The organism is Pseudomonas sp. NFPP24 (assembly GCF_900112095.1).
In the GTDB taxonomy this organism is placed as follows: domain Bacteria; phylum Pseudomonadota; class Gammaproteobacteria; order Pseudomonadales; family Pseudomonadaceae; genus Aquipseudomonas; species Aquipseudomonas extremorientalis.
Genome location: NZ_FOKD01000003.1, coordinates 212,824 through 227,561, shown reverse-complemented (window position 1 = coordinate 227,561; position 14,738 = coordinate 212,824). Strand labels below are relative to the sequence as shown.

At 61.9% G+C, this 14,738-nt stretch carries 11 protein-coding genes; 6 read left to right on the top strand and 5 right to left on the bottom strand.

Annotated elements, in window-relative coordinates; genetic code table 11:
- Window positions 1-5: 5 nt before the first annotated feature.
- From BM026_RS07915 to BM026_RS07905, 3 genes are read right to left on the bottom strand one after another with little or no spacing between them, the layout of a single operon-like run.
- The gene (locus BM026_RS07915) at window positions 6-1,193 is read right to left on the bottom strand and encodes a response regulator cyclic di-GMP phosphodiesterase PvrR (RefSeq protein ID WP_093527936.1); all 1,188 of its coding nucleotides are present in this window, start codon (window positions 1,191-1,193) and stop codon (window positions 6-8) included.
- On the bottom strand, window positions 1,180-3,966 hold the full coding sequence (locus tag BM026_RS07910) for an ATP-binding protein (protein WP_093527933.1): 2,787 nt from the start codon (window positions 3,964-3,966) through the stop codon (window positions 1,180-1,182). The genes BM026_RS07915 and BM026_RS07910 overlap by 14 nt, the downstream gene beginning before the upstream one ends.
- 54 nt (window positions 3,967-4,020) lie before the next feature.
- Window positions 4,021-4,971 carry a fimbrial protein gene (locus BM026_RS07905; RefSeq protein ID WP_093527930.1) on the bottom strand — a complete coding sequence of 317 codons (951 nt, stop codon included), beginning with the start codon at window positions 4,969-4,971 and terminating at the stop codon, window positions 4,021-4,023.
- A gap of 198 nt (window positions 4,972-5,169) precedes the next feature.
- Here BM026_RS07905 and BM026_RS07900 point away from each other — a divergent pair, with 198 nt between their 5' ends.
- Genes BM026_RS07900 through BM026_RS07885 form a run of 4 tightly spaced genes read left to right on the top strand, consistent with a single transcriptional unit; the run spans window position 5,170 to window position 9,835 of the window.
- The gene (locus BM026_RS07900) at window positions 5,170-5,643 is read left to right on the top strand and encodes a MarR family winged helix-turn-helix transcriptional regulator (protein ID WP_092244885.1); all 474 of its coding nucleotides are present in this window, start codon (window positions 5,170-5,172) and stop codon (window positions 5,641-5,643) included.
- The gene (locus BM026_RS07895) at window positions 5,640-7,091 is read left to right on the top strand and encodes an efflux transporter outer membrane subunit (RefSeq protein WP_093527927.1); all 1,452 of its coding nucleotides are present in this window, start codon (window positions 5,640-5,642) and stop codon (window positions 7,089-7,091) included. Before BM026_RS07900 ends, BM026_RS07895 begins: the two co-directional genes overlap by 4 nt.
- Window positions 7,092-7,106: 15 nt before the next feature.
- Window positions 7,107-8,306, top strand: coding sequence for an HlyD/EmrA/EmrK family protein (locus tag BM026_RS07890; protein WP_071493452.1), 1,200 nt, complete (start codon window positions 7,107-7,109; stop codon window positions 8,304-8,306).
- Window positions 8,306-9,835: a DHA2 family efflux MFS transporter permease subunit gene (locus tag BM026_RS07885; protein ID WP_058423856.1), complete on the top strand. Its 1,530-nt coding sequence runs from the start codon at window positions 8,306-8,308 to the stop codon at window positions 9,833-9,835. Before BM026_RS07890 ends, BM026_RS07885 begins: the two co-directional genes overlap by 1 nt.
- 155 nt (window positions 9,836-9,990) lie before the next feature.
- Here BM026_RS07885 and lpxH read toward each other — a convergent pair whose 3' ends face one another.
- Both lpxH and BM026_RS07875 read right to left on the bottom strand, forming a co-directional pair.
- Window positions 9,991-10,740, bottom strand: coding sequence for a UDP-2,3-diacylglucosamine diphosphatase (lpxH, locus tag BM026_RS07880; RefSeq protein ID WP_093527924.1), 750 nt, complete (start codon window positions 10,738-10,740; stop codon window positions 9,991-9,993).
- Window positions 10,737-11,240 carry a peptidylprolyl isomerase gene (locus tag BM026_RS07875; protein WP_010209496.1) on the bottom strand — a complete coding sequence of 168 codons (504 nt, stop codon included), beginning with the start codon at window positions 11,238-11,240 and terminating at the stop codon, window positions 10,737-10,739. Before BM026_RS07875 ends, lpxH begins: the two co-directional genes overlap by 4 nt.
- 239 nt (window positions 11,241-11,479) lie before the next feature.
- On the opposite strand from BM026_RS07875, the gene BM026_RS07870 reads away from it, so the two are divergent.
- Together BM026_RS07870 and cysS are read left to right on the top strand one after the other, a co-directional pair.
- On the top strand, window positions 11,480-13,180 hold the full coding sequence (locus BM026_RS07870; RefSeq protein WP_092244897.1) for a glutamine--tRNA ligase/YqeY domain fusion protein: 1,701 nt from the start codon (window positions 11,480-11,482) through the stop codon (window positions 13,178-13,180).
- Between the two features lie 21 nt (window positions 13,181-13,201).
- On the top strand, window positions 13,202-14,590 hold the full coding sequence (gene cysS / locus BM026_RS07865; protein ID WP_092244900.1) for a cysteine--tRNA ligase: 1,389 nt from the start codon (window positions 13,202-13,204) through the stop codon (window positions 14,588-14,590).
- Window positions 14,591-14,738 lie beyond the last annotated feature (148 nt).

Sequence of the window (14,738 nt, the reverse complement as noted above, 5' to 3'; positions counted from 1 at the left end):
GCCGGTCAATAGGCGCTCGCAGGCCCGTCGTGGGTCAGCAATTGCTGGAACTGATCCGCAGAGACGGCGTGAGAGATCAGGAAACCCTGGACCTGAGTGCAGTCGATCTTACGCAACAGCGCAAGTTCTTGCGCGGTTTCTACGCCTTCGGCGACCACGATCAAGCCCAATTGACGCCCCAGGCTGACGATGCTGGTGAGTGCCTGGGCCAATTCTTCGTTGGCGTTGCAGCCCTGCACCAGGGCACGGTCGATCTTTACCTCGGTGAACGGTGCCGACACCAGGTTCATGTACGAGCTGTAGCCCTTGCCGAAATCGTCCTGAGACAGGCCGAAACCCTTGATGCGCAAGCGGCAGGCGCCGGCGTAGAAATTGCTGATGTCGTCGGGCACCGAGCATTCCATCAGCTCGAAACAGATACGTGCCGGCAGCCCCTGGTGTTCCAGCACGAACGCCAGGATGCGGTCGGGCAGATCGTGGCTGTTGAGCAGGTGCGTGGGCAGGTTGATGGACACCGGGATGTCATAGCCTTGTTGGCGCCATACGGCTTGGGCGGCCATCGCTTGCTTGAGCACGCACCACAACAGGCGTTCTTCCAGGTGGCAGGCGATCAATGCCGGCAGGAACACGCCGGGCAGCAACAGGCCATGCTCGGGGTGTACCCAGCGCACCAGGGCTTCGGCCGCGACGATGCGGCCATTGTTCAGGGCTTTCTTGGGTTGGAACCAGGCTTGCAGTTCACCATTATCGAGGGCGTTCATCAGGCTTTGGCAATCGATGCCGGGCTGGGTCTGGGCCGGGGCAACCTGGCGCAGAGCCTGCAGCTGGTCGATCAGGCAACGCAGGGCCGCGGCATTCACCGGCTTGGAAATCAACCCGATCACCTTCACTTGCAGGTTACTCGCCACCAGGCTTGCACCCATCAGCATGCGCCGTGACGCGGCGCTCATGATCGCCAGCGCGGGGCATGAGGGTTGTGCGGCCAGGCCCTGGATAAATTGCACACCGTCCATACCGGGCATCAGCAAGTCGGTGAGCACCAGGTCGAAATCGCGTTGTTTCAGGCAGGCCAGCGCTGCTTCACCGTCCCTGGCGCACACCACATCAAAATCCCCCAGCTCGCTGAACAGGTTCTGCAAATACAGGTGCTGAAAGGGATGGTCTTCAACGATCAGAATGCTACAGGGTTTCATGGGTAGCTCGTGCGTAGGGAGCCAGGGCAGTGAACAAGGCTCGCAGTGTGAAGGGTTTGACCAGGCAGTGATTCATGCCGGCCGCCAGGCACAAGGCATCTTCACCGCGCAGGGCGTTGGCGGTTGCGCCGATGATCGGGGTGTTGCAGCCAAGGCACCGCAGGGCTTCGGCCAGTTCGTAGCCATTGAGCTTGGGCATGTTGACGTCAGTGAGCACGATGTCGAAGGCGCCTTCGTGCCAGCGCGACAAGGCCTCTTCGCCATCGCCGGCCAGCTCTACGGTACAACCGAGTTCTTCAAGCTGGTCACGCAGGATCAACTGGTTGATGGCGTTGTCTTCGGCCACCAGGATATGCAGGTGCAAGGGGTGCAGGTCGCGCCGCTCGCAACGCGCCTGGGACGGTGCGGCCTGGCCGTTCTGGGCGTGGCGAACCGCCTGGTGGATCGCGTTCAGGTCGTTGAGGTTGACCTGCCAGCCATCGCCGGTGAACTGCGGTTCGTGGGCACCATCGCTGCTGGCGAATACCCGTGGGCCGTGCCAGGAGGTGTCCAGGCTGCGCTCTACCAGTTCGAGCAGTACCGCGGGTGCGGCCAGCTCGGCGCTGGACGGCGGGCCGACCTGCGCACGGGCACCCCAGCGGCGCAGCCAGCCGCAGAGGCTGTCGGCCAGTTCGCGCACAGGCGAGAGCACATACACCACCTCCTGCGCCAACGGCGGCCGCAGCGACGGCACGATGCTAGCGGGTTGCTCCAGCGGCACGGCCAGGGAAAAGCTGCTGCCCAGCCCCGGCTCGCTGACCATGCGCAGGGTGCCGTTCATCAAGTGGGTCAGGCGCAGGCAAATGGGCAGGCCGAGGCCGGTGCCGGCGATCACATGGGGGTTGCCTTCGGTCTGGTAGAACGGCTCGAAGATCAGTGCCTGGTCTTCCTGGGCGATGCCTTTGCCAGTGTCCGAGACTTGCCATTGCAGGCACGCCCGTTCGCCTTCACGGCTGAGCTTTTTGACCCGCAGTACTACGCGCCCGGAGTCGGTGAACTTGACCGCATTGCTCAGCAGGTTGTTGAGGATCTGGCGCAAGCGGCTGGCATCGCCGATCAGGCGCAGCGGCAGTTGCGGGTCGAGGCACGCATACAGCTGCAAACCCTTGCTCTGTGCGGCGGCGGCGTAACCCTGCACCACTTCCTGCACCAGGCTGGGCACACAAAACTCACTCAACTCCAGGGCCAATTGGCCGGCTTCGATCTTTGACACGTCGAGCACATCGCAGATCAGTTGCAGCAGCGTCGCCGAGGAACCTTCGATGGCATGCAGGTAGCTTTTCTGCTGGGCATCCAGGCGAGTACGGGCGAGAAGCTCCAGGGTACCGAGCACGCCATACAGCGGCGTGCGGATTTCGTGGCTCATGGTCGCCAGGAACAGTGTCTTGGCTTCGTTGGCGGCATCGGCGGATTGGCGTGCCTGTTCCAGCGCCGCTTCGATCTGGGTGCGCGCACTGATATCGCTGAAGGCGCAGAGCAACACGTCTTCCCCCTTGTAGCGGGTGGGCGCGCAGCTCAGGTACAGGTGGCGGCCATCGGCGGCTTTGAAGTAGTCGGTGAGGCAGGGGGCGTCCGTATCGAAGGCATTACGGATCCAGCCCGGCCCCAGCTGCGCGCCGGCCTGGCCGAGCCATTGTTGGGCGAGGGTATTTTCCAGCACCACTTCGCCGTCCGTGCGCCGCAGCACGCACAGGGCCACGGGCGCAGTCTGGATCACATCGCGGCTGAACAGCTCGCTTTCCACCAGCGCCTGGATGCGGTGGATGGCGGGGATGATGAAGCGGTGTTCCAGGCGGCGGGTCAACAGGGCCACCAGGCTGATGGTCAGCAGGCAGAACAACAGGGCGCCGAGCATCTGCGGCCATAGTGCCCAGAGCACTGCGTGCAGGTCGATGGAGTAGGTGAGCTGCCAGTCCGACGACTTCAGCTGTTTGCGCAACACCAATTGCTCGGGCAGCCAACCGTCGCCGACAAAGCCGAAGAAGTCCTGCTGGCGCAGGTGCGGCAGGTTTTGCCCGGGCGGCGGGTTACGGCTGTTGCTGAATAGAGGCATACCTTGGGCGTTGAACATGGTGAACTCGCCAGCACTGTGGTCGCTCAAGGCGTTGGAGACTTCACGGTCATCCATCTCCAGGCCGAGCCAGCCGGAGTCCAGGTCGCGTTCATCCAGGCGGATAAAGATATATAGCTGCGAGTTGCCGCCGTCGGTGTGGGTCAGCCAGAGTTCCTGCAGGGTTTTCTGCTGCTTGAGGGCATTGAGTTGCACCAGCATGGGCGCGGGAAAGTCCGCAGCCACGGGACCCGCATCGTAAAGTCGCAGCACCTGGGCATCGGTGCCGACGTACAGCAGGTTGAGCTGCTTGGCCTTCAGGAAGTCGCGCATGCGCTGGGTCAGCCAGATGCTCCATTGCTTACCCGGGATTTTGCCGAGCAACAGGCGGATTTCCTCATCGTTCACCGGCAGGTTCAATTTGGCCTTGCGTGTAGCCGACAGGCTGAGGCTTTCCAGCAGGGCTTCACGGGTGGTGAAAAAGGTATGGGCCTCGGCGATGGCGCTGCTCATGTAGCTGCGCCGCTGGGAGATCTCGTTGTTGAACGTAAATAGCAGGAAGCTGTACACGCCGCCCAGCATGCCCACCAGCAGCACCAGCGCAAAAATGCGCAACAGGCGGCGGGCGGCGTGGGGCGTGGACAGGACGGGGCTGATCTGGTGGAGATAGTTCTTTAATCGCATCCCGTCACTCTAGGGATGGCCGTATGTAGGAAAAATCAGACGATCCTTAGTTTGCTACAGGTAGTTCACGATAAAGGTGACTTCGGTGTTGGCGCTGCCGGCTTCGACGTTGCCGGTGGGCAAGCGGTAATACGAGGCCGACAAGGGAATCTTGAAATTGGTGCCTGTGGTGGTGAAACCGCTGAAGGAGTAGGTGGTATCAAACGCGATGGGTTGCCCGGCATCATCCATCAATTGCAGGCCGATGCCTTTGGCGGTGGAGCCGCCGTTGAGCGCGACGACACCTTTTGCCGCGTCGACGATGGGCGTGGTGGCCTTGAGCGAATAGGTGACTTTATTGATACCGGTCTGGCACTGGTTCAAGCCGATGTCGAAGCGAATGGTGCGAGGGGTTGCGCCTGCGTCGCGAAACTCCCACAGCTGATAGTCGTCGCCCATGGCGACGGGCACGGAAGGGGTCTGGCAGGAGGCAGCGTTCAGCACCAGCGGGTTGGTCAGGTTGTACTTGCTGATGATCAGATCGTCAGCTTGCAAGTTGCCCAGGTTGCCGGCAGTGACCTTGACCTGTGGAGACAGCGGGCCTGACTTGACGATTTCCAGGCGTACCGAGCCTGGGGGGATGCCGTAACCACTCGGCTTAAGGGAAGCAGGTGCAGCCATATAGTAATCCAGGCTGTCGATCCAGACGCGGAACGAAAGGCCTGTCTTGCCGATAGGGTAGGTCCAGCCGCTGGTGACCGAGCCTAACGCAGGGTTTATCACGATGCCGTATTGGGAGGAACCTGTGCATTTCCAGCTGTTCTGACCCGATTGCACCGTGTCTTGGTAAATCACGGTGCCGTCGGGAGTGTCAGCGGGAACTGTCAGGCTGCCGCTGGACAGACTTGCGCCGAAGTTAAGGGTTTCATTGGTGTTGACGGTGGCTGTGCAATTAGCCGCAGAGGCGGCTGATGCGCCCGCCAGGGTGACGACCGCGAGGCAAGCAAACTGTTTTAAGGAAGTCATGGGAAGGAGGGTGTCGACTGGTCAAAAGGCTACTCAGATTACTCAGCGAAGGCGTCACACCCCATCAGGCAATCCTTAGAATCTCACCATTCATCCGCCCATTACCAAGCAAGCTAATAATTCCATTTGACATTCGCTGCCTAAGCAGTAACATCTTGTCATACATTCACTGCCTAGGCAGTAATAAGGTGACTTCCGATGCCCCACTTCACCCCTGACAGCTTTCGCAACTGCCACCTCGGCCTGCTCCTGGGCCGGGCGGCGCTGCTCAAGGACCGCATTATCGACACCCATATGGAGCCGTACGGCGTGACCGCCGCGCAGTTCAAGGTGTTGATCATCATCGCTCAGTTCGACGTGGATACCCCGGCGGAGCTGTGCCGCAACCTGTCCCTGGACAGCGGTTCCATGACCCGCATGCTCGACCGCCTGGAGCAGAAAGGCCTACTGGCACGCCAGCGTTCCGAGCAGGACCGGCGCCAGGTGCGGCTGGTGCTGACCGAAGACGGCCAGCGCCTGGCGGACATGCTGCCGCACATCGGTGCCCAGTCGATGAACGAATTGGCCGGCGCACTGGAGCCCGGCGAGCTGCAGACCCTGGAGCGGATCCTCAAGAAAATTCTGGTAGCTGCCGGTGACGCCATCGTCATCCAGCGGGTAGGTAAAGAATGAACACACGTGCACTCAGCCTGGTGCTGGTGGCCATGAGCATGGCCGGTTGCGCCAACTACAGCGGCCTCGACACCCAAGGCAAACGCCTCGACGCCAGCACATTGCAAACCGGTAAAACCTTGAGCGGTGTGACCTTGTCGAGCGCTGCCTGGCCGACCGCTGACTGGTGGAAAAGCCTCGGCGACCCGCAACTCGACGGTCTGATCCAGGAAGCCCTGCAAAACAGCCCCGACATGCAAGTCGCCAGCGCCCGGGCCCACCAGGCCGAGGCTGCTGCCTATGCCGCCAACGCCGAGCGCATGCCGACCCTCGACGCCAGCGCCGGTGTCAGCCGCTCGCGCCTGGCAAAAGACCAGGACCCGCGCGGTGAAGGCGATGCTTATTCGACCGTGCGCAACATCGGCGCCAGCTTCAACTACACCTTCGACCTCTGGGGCGGCCAGCGGGCTGCCTGGGAAGCCGCGTTGGGTGAGGCGCGTGCTGCCCAGGTCGACCAGCAGGCCGCGCGCCTGACCCTGGCCGCCAACGTGGCCAAGGCCTACAGCGACCTGGGCCAGGCCCATATCGTGCGCGACCTGGCCAACGACGACCTCAAGCGCACCCGGCAGATGCTCGACCTGGGCAAGCGCCGGCTGAATTCGGGCATCGACAGCCAGTACCAGTACCAGCAGACCGAAAGCCTGGAAGCCAGCGCCCAGTCGCAACTGATCGACGCGGAAAAACAGCTGCAAAGCGCCAAGATCGCCCTGGCCGTATTGCTTGGCAAAGGCCCGGACCGTGGCAGTGAACTGGCCCGGCCCAACGTGCTGAAACCCAGCGCGGTGGCCGTGCCCTCGGTGCTGCCGGCCGAGCTGTTGGGCCGCCGCCCGGACCTGATCGCCGCGCGCTGGCGGGTCGAATCGGCGGGCCGGAACATCGATGCCAGCAAGACGCGCTTCTACCCTAACCTCAACCTGAGCGCGAGCGCCGGGGCCGAGTCGTTGCTGGGGGATGCGATGTTCGGGTCGGCCAGCCGCTTCTTCAACATTGCGCCGACGATCTCGCTGCCGATCTTCGACGGCGGCCGCCTGCGTGCCGACCTCGATGCCCGCGACGCCGACTACGACCTGGCGGTGGCGCAGTACAACAAAACCCTGGTGCAAGCCCTGGGCGATATCGGCAACACCCTTTCGCAACTGCGCGACACCGGCCGGCAGATCCAGGCCCAGCAACATGCCGCGGACATTGCCCAGCAGTCCTACGACACCGGGGTGCAGCGCTACAGCTCCGGGGTCGGTAACTACCTGGATGTGCTCAGCATCGAGCAGCAACTGCTGCAGGCCCAGCGTCAGCTGGCAACCCTGAATGCCGCGCAGATCGATCTGTCGATTCAACTGATGCAGGCCCTGGGCGGCGGCTACAGCGCCGACAACGTGGCAGCGACCACCCCCGCCACACGCACGGAATAATTTGAGGTATTTGTCATGGCCACTGCCGAAAACACCAATGCAACCGAACAACCCAAAGACAACAACCCCCGCAAACGCAAGGTGATGCTGATCGGCCTGGCGCTGATCGTCATCCTCGCCGTGGTCGGCGTATGGGGCTGGTATGAGCTGTACGGCCGCTTCAGCGAAAGCACCGACGACGCCTACGTGAACGGCAACGTGGTGGAAATCACCCCGCTGGTCACCGGCACCGTGGTCAGCATCGGCGCCGACGATGGCGACCTGGTCCACGAGGGCCAGGTGCTGATCAACTTCGACCCGAACGACGCCGCCGTCGGCCTGCAAAGTGCCCAGGCCAACCTGGCCCGCACCGTGCGCCAGGTGCGCGGCCTGTACAGCAACGTCGACGGCATGAAGGCCCAGGTCAATGCGCAGAAAGCCGACGTGCAGACCGCCCAGGACAACTTCAATCGTCGTAAAACCCTGGCCCAGGGCGGGGCGATTTCCCAGGAGGAGCTGTCCCATGCCCGTGACAGCCTCACTGCGGCCAAAAACGCCCTGACCAACCTTGAGCAACAACTGAAAACCACCAATGCGTTGGTGGACGACACGGTGATCAGTTCTCACCCGGATGTGCAGGCCGCCGCCGCGCAACTGCGCCAGGCCTACCTGGCCAATGCGCGCAGCACCTTGATCGCACCGGTCACCGGCTATGTGGCCAAGCGCACCGTACAACTGGGCCAGCGCGTACAACCGGGCACCGCATTGATGGCGGTGATCCCGCTGAACCAGCTGTGGATCGACGCCAACTTCAAGGAAACCCAACTGCGTGACATGCGCATCGGCCAGCCGGTGGACATCGAATCGGACATCTACGGCAGCGACGTGAAATTCAGCGGCACCATCGACAGCCTCGGCGCCGGTACCGGCAGCGCGTTTGCCCTGCTGCCGGCGCAGAACGCCACGGGTAACTGGATCAAGATCGTGCAACGGGTGCCGGTGCGTATCCACATCAATGCCGAAGAACTGGCCAAGCACCCGCTGCGCGTGGGCTTGAGCACCCTGGTCAAGGTCGACCTGCATGACCAGAGCGGCCCGGTACTGGCGCAACAGGCGCCGCAGAAGGCCTCGTTCAGCACCAACGTGTATGACCGCCAACTCGCCGAGGCCGACGCCATGATCACCCAGTTGATCCATGACAACAGCCTCGCCGCGCCCAAGGCTGTGCAACGCTGATGAGCAATAACGCCTCCTTCACGCCACCCAGCCTGTTGATGGCCACCATTGGCCTGTCGCTGGCGACCTTCATGCAGGTGCTCGACACCACCATCGCCAACGTGGCGTTGCCGACCATTTCCGGCAACCTGGGCGTGAGTTCGGAGCAGGGCACCTGGGTCATCACCTCGTTTGCGGTGAGCAACGCGATTGCCTTGCCGCTCACCGGCTGGCTGAGCCGGCGGTTTGGCGAGGTCAAGCTGTTCTTGTGGGCGACGATGCTGTTCGTGCTGGCGTCGTTCCTGTGTGGTATTTCCACGTCGATGCCCGAGCTGATCGCTTTTCGCGTCATACAAGGCCTGGTGGCCGGGCCGTTGTACCCGATGACCCAGACGCTGCTGATCGCCGTCTACCCGCCGGCTAGGCGTGGCATGGCCCTGGCGTTGCTGGCGATGGTCACGGTGGTGGCGCCGATTGCCGGGCCGATCCTCGGCGGCTGGATCACCGACAGCTACAGCTGGCCGTGGATCTTCTTCATCAACGTGCCCATCGGTATCTTTGCGGTGATGGTGGTGCGTTCGCAGTTGAAGAAACGTCCGGTGCAGACCAGTTATCAGCCGATGGACTACGTCGGGTTGCTGAGCTTGATCGTCGGCGTGGGCGCCTTGCAGATCATTCTCGACAAGGGCAATGACCTGGACTGGTTCGAATCCAACTTCATTATCGTGGGCGCGGCGATTTCGGTGATTGCCCTGGCGGTGTTCATCATCTGGGAACTCACCGACAAACACCCGGTGGTCAACCTGAAGCTGTTTGCCTACCGCAACTTCCGCATCGGCACCATCGTGTTGATCCTGGGGTACGCAGGCTTCTTCGGCATCAACCTGATCCTGCCGCAATGGTTGCAGACCCAGATGGGCTACACCGCGACCTGGGCCGGGCTGGCGGTGGCGCCGATCGGTATTTTGCCGGTGCTGATGTCGCCGTTCGTGGGCAAGTACGCGCACAAGTTCGACCTGCGCCTGCTGGCGGGCCTGGCCTTCCTGGCGATTGGCTTGAGCTGCTTCATGCGCGCAGGTTTCACCAATGAGGTGGACTTCCAGCACATCGCCCTGGTGCAGCTGTTCATGGGGATTGGCGTGGCGCTGTTCTTCATGCCGACCTTGAGCATATTGATGTCCGACCTGCCGCCGCACCAGATTGCCGACGGCGCGGGCCTGGCCACGTTCCTGCGCACCCTGGGCGGCAGCTTCGCGGCGTCGCTGACCACCTGGATCTGGATTCGCCGGGCGGACCAGCACCATGCCTACATGAGCGAGAACATGACCACCTACGACTCGGCGACCCGCGATGCCTTGCAGGCGCTCGGTGGGGCAGGGCAGAAGGCCTATACGCAGCTGGACCAGATCCTCACCAGCCAGGCATACATGATGTCCACCGTGGATTACTTCACGTTGCTGGGGTGGATGTTCATGGGGTTGATGCTGTTGGTGTGGCTGGCCAAGCCGCCGTTTGGCGCCAAGGCCGGGCCGGAGGCTTCCGGCCACTGATCCGCAAGGGCTGGAATGCAATCAACTGTGGGAGGGGGCTTGCCCCCGATGGCGGTGGCTCAGTCAAAAATATGCTGACAGATCCACAGCCATCGGGGGCAAGCCCCCTCCCACATTTTGATCTCTTTTCACGGGGGATCTGGGGTGTTGGTGGCTCAAGCCCCAGGCAACGCCAATTGCGGATTGACGAAGTCAAACGCCGCCAACTGAAACCCTTGCTCATCCACCTGCAGCGCCCAGCCCTGCTTGTCCCAATCCCCCAGCACAATGCGCTTGGCGGCCTGGTCGCCAATCTGCAACTTGTGAATGGCGGGGCGGTGGGTATGGCCGTGGACCAGGGTGCGCACGCCGAACTGCTGCATCACCCGCGGCACTTCCTCGGGCGTTACATCGACAATGTCGTTGGCCTTCATGCGCGTCTGCGCCCGGCTTTCACTGCGCAGCTTGCGCGCCAGCTTGTGCCGCGTGCCCAGGGGCAGGTGGCGCAGGATAAACAGCACGATCGGGTTACGCAGGATGCGCCGCAGCTTCATATAGCCGACGTCGCGGGTGCAGAGACTGTCGCCGTGCATCAACAGCACGGGCTCGCCATGGAGCTGCACGACACTCGGGTCCTTGAGCAAGGTGGCGCCTGCGGCTTTGCAGAACGCCTTGCCGATCAGGAAATCGCGATTGCCGTGCATGATGAAAATCGGAGTGCCGCTGTCGCTCAGTTCGCGCAGGGCTGCGCAAATGGAGCGCTGAAACGGTGTCATCCCATCGTCGCCAATCCAGGCTTCGAAGAAGTCCCCCAGAATGTACAACGCCTGGGCGCCACGGGCGCGGCCGTGGAGCAGATCCAGAAACGCCCGGGTGATGTCCGGGCGCTCCTCTTCCAGATGCAAATCTGAAATCAGCAGTATCACCCAACGATCTCGGCTTTCTCGACGATCACGTCTTCTACCGGAACGTCCTGGTGACCGGCTTTACCGGTGGTCTGCACGCCTTTGATCTTGTCGACGACGTCCTGGCCTTCGGTGACTTTACCGAATACCGCGTAGCCCCAGCCCTGCACGTTCTTGCCGCTGTGGTTCAGGAAGGCGTTGTCGGCCACGTTGATGAAGAACTGCGCGGAGGCCGAATGCGGCTCCATGGTACGGGCCATGGCGACGGTGTACTTGTCGTTGGAAAGGCCGTTGTCCGCTTCGTTCTGGATGCTTGGGCGCTTGTCTTTCTTTTCTTTCATGCCAGGCTCGAAACCGCCGCCCTGGATCATGAAGTTGCCGATGACACGGTGGAAAACGGTGTTTTCGTAGTGGCCGGCGTTCACGTACTCGATGAAGTTGGCGACGGTGATCGGCGCTTTCTCGGCGTTGAGCTCGATGACGATGTCACCGTGGTTGGTGGTCAGTTTGACTTGAGTCATGTTGGCTACTCTTTTCAGGGAATTCGTGGGTTTGGGTGCCCGGGGCACCACGACCGGTATGGCGAAACTGCGGCCAAGGCGCGCAGTTTAGCGTGACCTGCAGGAATTTCGAGGTGGTTTTTTACCACTGGTGCGTTAAATGCACCGCAACCCTGTCAGCGGCTTGACAGCATCAGCTATGATAAGCCCTTTGTTTTGTCGGCCTAGCCCGGCCACGTACTTGTCTGTTCAAGGATCCTATGAGCAAGCCCACTGTCGACCCTACCTCGAATTCCAAGGCCGGACCTGCCGTCCCGGTCAATTTCCTGCGCCCGATCATCCAGGCGGACCTGGATTCGGGCAAGCACACGCAGATCGTCACCCGCTTCCCGCCAGAGCCCAACGGCTACCTGCACATCGGTCACGCCAAGTCGATCTGTGTGAACTTCGGCCTGGCCCAGGAATTCGGCGGCGTCACGCACCTGCGTTTCGACGACACCAACCCGGCCAAGGAAGACCAGGAATACATCGACGCCATTGAAAGCGACGTGAAGTGGCTGGGTTTCGAATGGTCCGGTGAAGTGCGCTATGCCTCGCAGTACTTCGACCAACTGCACGATTGGGCCGTCGAGCTGATCAAGGCCGGCAAGGCCTACGTCGACGACCTGACCCCGGAGCAGGCCAAGGAATACCGTGGCACCCTGACCGAGCCGGGCAAGAACAGCCCGTTCCGCGACCGTTCGGTAGAGGAGAACCTCGACTGGTTCGCCCGCATGCGCGCCGGTGAGTTCCCGGACGGCGCCCGCGTATTGCGCGCCAAGATCGACATGGCCTCGCCGAACATGAACCTGCGCGACCCGATCATGTACCGCATCCGCCACGCCCATCACCACCAGACGGGCGACAAGTGGTGCATCTACCCGAACTACGACTTCACCCACGGCCAGTCGGACGCCATCGAAGGCATCACCCACTCCATCTGCACCCTGGAGTTCGAAAGCCATCGTCCGCTGTACGAATGGTTCCTCGACAGCCTGCCGGTACCGGCGCACCCGCGTCAGTACGAGTTCAGCCGCCTGAACCTGAACTACACCATCACCAGCAAGCGCAAGCTCAAGCAACTGGTCGATGAAAAGCACGTACACGGCTGGGACGACCCACGCATGTCGACGCTGTCGGGCTTCCGCCGTCGCGGCTACACGCCGGCGTCGATCCGCAACTTCTGCGAGATGGTCGGCACCAACCGTTCCGACGGCGTGGTCGACTACGGCATGCTCGAATTCAGCATCCGCCAGGACCTCGATGCCAACGCCCCACGTGCCATGTGCGTGCTGCGCCCGTTGAAGGTCGTGATCACCAACTACCCGGAAGACAAGGTCGACCACCTTGAACTGCCGCGTCATCCGCAAAAAGAAGAACTCGGCGTGCGCAAGCTGCCGTTCGCCCGTGAAATCTACATCGACCGCGATGACTTCATGGAAGAGCCGCCAAAAGGCTACAAGCGCCTGGAGCCAAACGGCGAAGTGCGCCTGCGCGGCAGCTACGTGATCCGTGCCGACGAAGCAATCAAGGACGCCGATGGCAACATCGTCGAACTGCGTTGCTCGTATGACCCGGACACCCTGGGCAAGAACCCCGAAGGCCGCAAGGTCAAGGGCGTGATCCACTGGGTGCCGGCGGCGGCCAGCATCGAGTGCGAAGTGCGCCTGTACGATCGCCTGTTCCGCTCGCCAAACCCTGAAAAGGCTGAAGACAGCGCCAGTTTCCTCGACAACATCAACCCTGACTCCCTGCAAGTACTTACGGGTTGTCGTGCCGAACCCTCGTTGGGCGAAGCACAGCCGGAAGACCGTTTCCAGTTCGAGCGCGAAGGTTACTTCTGCGCGGATATCAAGGACTCGAAACCAGGTCGCCCGGTATTCAACCGCACCGTGACCTTGCGTGATTCGTGGGGTCAGTGATTCTGTCTTAAGGGAATTGTCGTGTTAACGATCTACAACACACTCAGCAAGACCAAAGAAGTCTTCAAGCCGCTGGACGGCAACAAGGTGCGCATGTACGTGTGCGGCATGACCGTGTACGACTACTGCCACATCGGCCACGGCCGCAGCATGGTGGCCTTCGACCTGGTGACCCGCTGGTTGCGTTTCAGCGGCTATGACCTGACCTATGTGCGCAACATCACCGACATCGACGACAAGATCATCAACCGCGCCAACGAAAACGGCGAGTCGTTCGACGCGCTGACCGAGCGCATGATCGCCGCGATGCACGAGGACGAGGCCCGGCTCAACATCCTCAAGCCGGACATGGAACCGCGTGCCACCGACCACATCCCGGGCATGCACGCGATGATCCAGACCTTGATCGACAAGGGTTACGCCTACGCGCCGGGCAATGGCGACGTGTACTACCGCGTCGCCAAGTTCATGGGCTACGGCAAGCTGTCGCGCAAGAGAATCGAAGACCTGCGCATCGGCGCACGTATCGAAGTCGACGAAGCCAAGCAGGACCCGCTGGACTTCGTGCTGTGGAAAGGCACCAAGCCCGGCGAGCCGAGCTGGGAGTCGCCATGGGGCGCCGGGCGTCCGGGCTGGCACATCGAATGCTCGGTGATGTCCACCTGCTGCCTGGGCGAGACCTTCGACATTCACGGCGGCGGCAGCGACCTCGAGTTTCCGCACCACGAAAACGAAATCGCCCAGAGCGAAGCCGCCACCGGCAAGACTTACGCCAACGCCTGGATGCACTGCGGCATGATCCGCATCAATGGCGAGAAGATGTCCAAGTCCTTGAACAACTTCTTCACCATCCGCGACGTGCTGGAAAAGTACCACCCCGAGGTTGTGCGTTACCTGCTGGTATCGAGCCACTACCGCAGCGCCATCAACTACTCGGAAGACAACCTCAAGGACGCCAAAGGCGCCCTGGAGCGTTTCTACCACGCATTGAAAGGCCTGCCGGCCGTGGCGCCGGCCGGCGGCGAAGCCTTCGTCGCACGCTTCACCGAAGTCATGAACGACGACTTTGGTACACCGGAAGCCTGCGCGGTGCTGTTCGAGATGGTGCGCGAGATCAACCGTTTGCGTGAGAGCGATCTTGATGCGGCGGCGGGTCTGGCGGCGCGCTTGAAAGAACTGGCCAGCGTGCTTGGGGTTCTGCAAATGAAGCCCGAAGATTTCCTGCAAGCCGGTGCCGAAGGGCGTGTGGATGCGGCGCAAGTGGATGCGCTGATACAGGCGCGTTTGACTGCACGTGCCAACAAGGACTGGGCGGAATCCGACCGACTCCGCGACCAACTCACCGCCATGGGCGTGGTGTTGGAAGACGGGAAGGGTGGGACGACGTGGCGGTTGGCTGATCAGGCTTGATTGGTAAACGTTGAATGAAAAACGCCCCGACTGGTTCGGGGCGTTTTTTTGCACATCCGTTTAACGGCTTACTCGATCAACTGTGGTAGCTGGCAGGGCGGGTGATGAGCGCCCTGTGGCGAGCGGGCTTGCCCCGCGTTGGGCTGTG

Coding starts and splice junctions, on each gene's coding strand:
- BM026_RS07915 (WP_093527936.1), bottom strand. CDS start 1,193: ATGAAACCCTGTAGCATTCTGATCGTTGAAGACCATCCCTTTCAGCAC.
- BM026_RS07910 (WP_093527933.1), bottom strand. CDS start 3,966: ATGCGATTAAAGAACTATCTCCACCAGATCAGCCCCGTCCTGTCCACG.
- BM026_RS07905 (WP_093527930.1), bottom strand. CDS start 4,971: ATGACTTCCTTAAAACAGTTTGCTTGCCTCGCGGTCGTCACCCTGGCG.
- BM026_RS07900 (WP_092244885.1), top strand. CDS start 5,170: ATGCCCCACTTCACCCCTGACAGCTTTCGCAACTGCCACCTCGGCCTG.
- BM026_RS07895 (WP_093527927.1), top strand. CDS start 5,640: ATGAACACACGTGCACTCAGCCTGGTGCTGGTGGCCATGAGCATGGCC.
- BM026_RS07890 (WP_071493452.1), top strand. CDS start 7,107: ATGGCCACTGCCGAAAACACCAATGCAACCGAACAACCCAAAGACAAC.
- BM026_RS07885 (WP_058423856.1), top strand. CDS start 8,306: ATGAGCAATAACGCCTCCTTCACGCCACCCAGCCTGTTGATGGCCACC.
- BM026_RS07875 (WP_010209496.1), bottom strand. CDS start 11,240: ATGACTCAAGTCAAACTGACCACCAACCACGGTGACATCGTCATCGAG.
- BM026_RS07870 (WP_092244897.1), top strand. CDS start 11,480: ATGAGCAAGCCCACTGTCGACCCTACCTCGAATTCCAAGGCCGGACCT.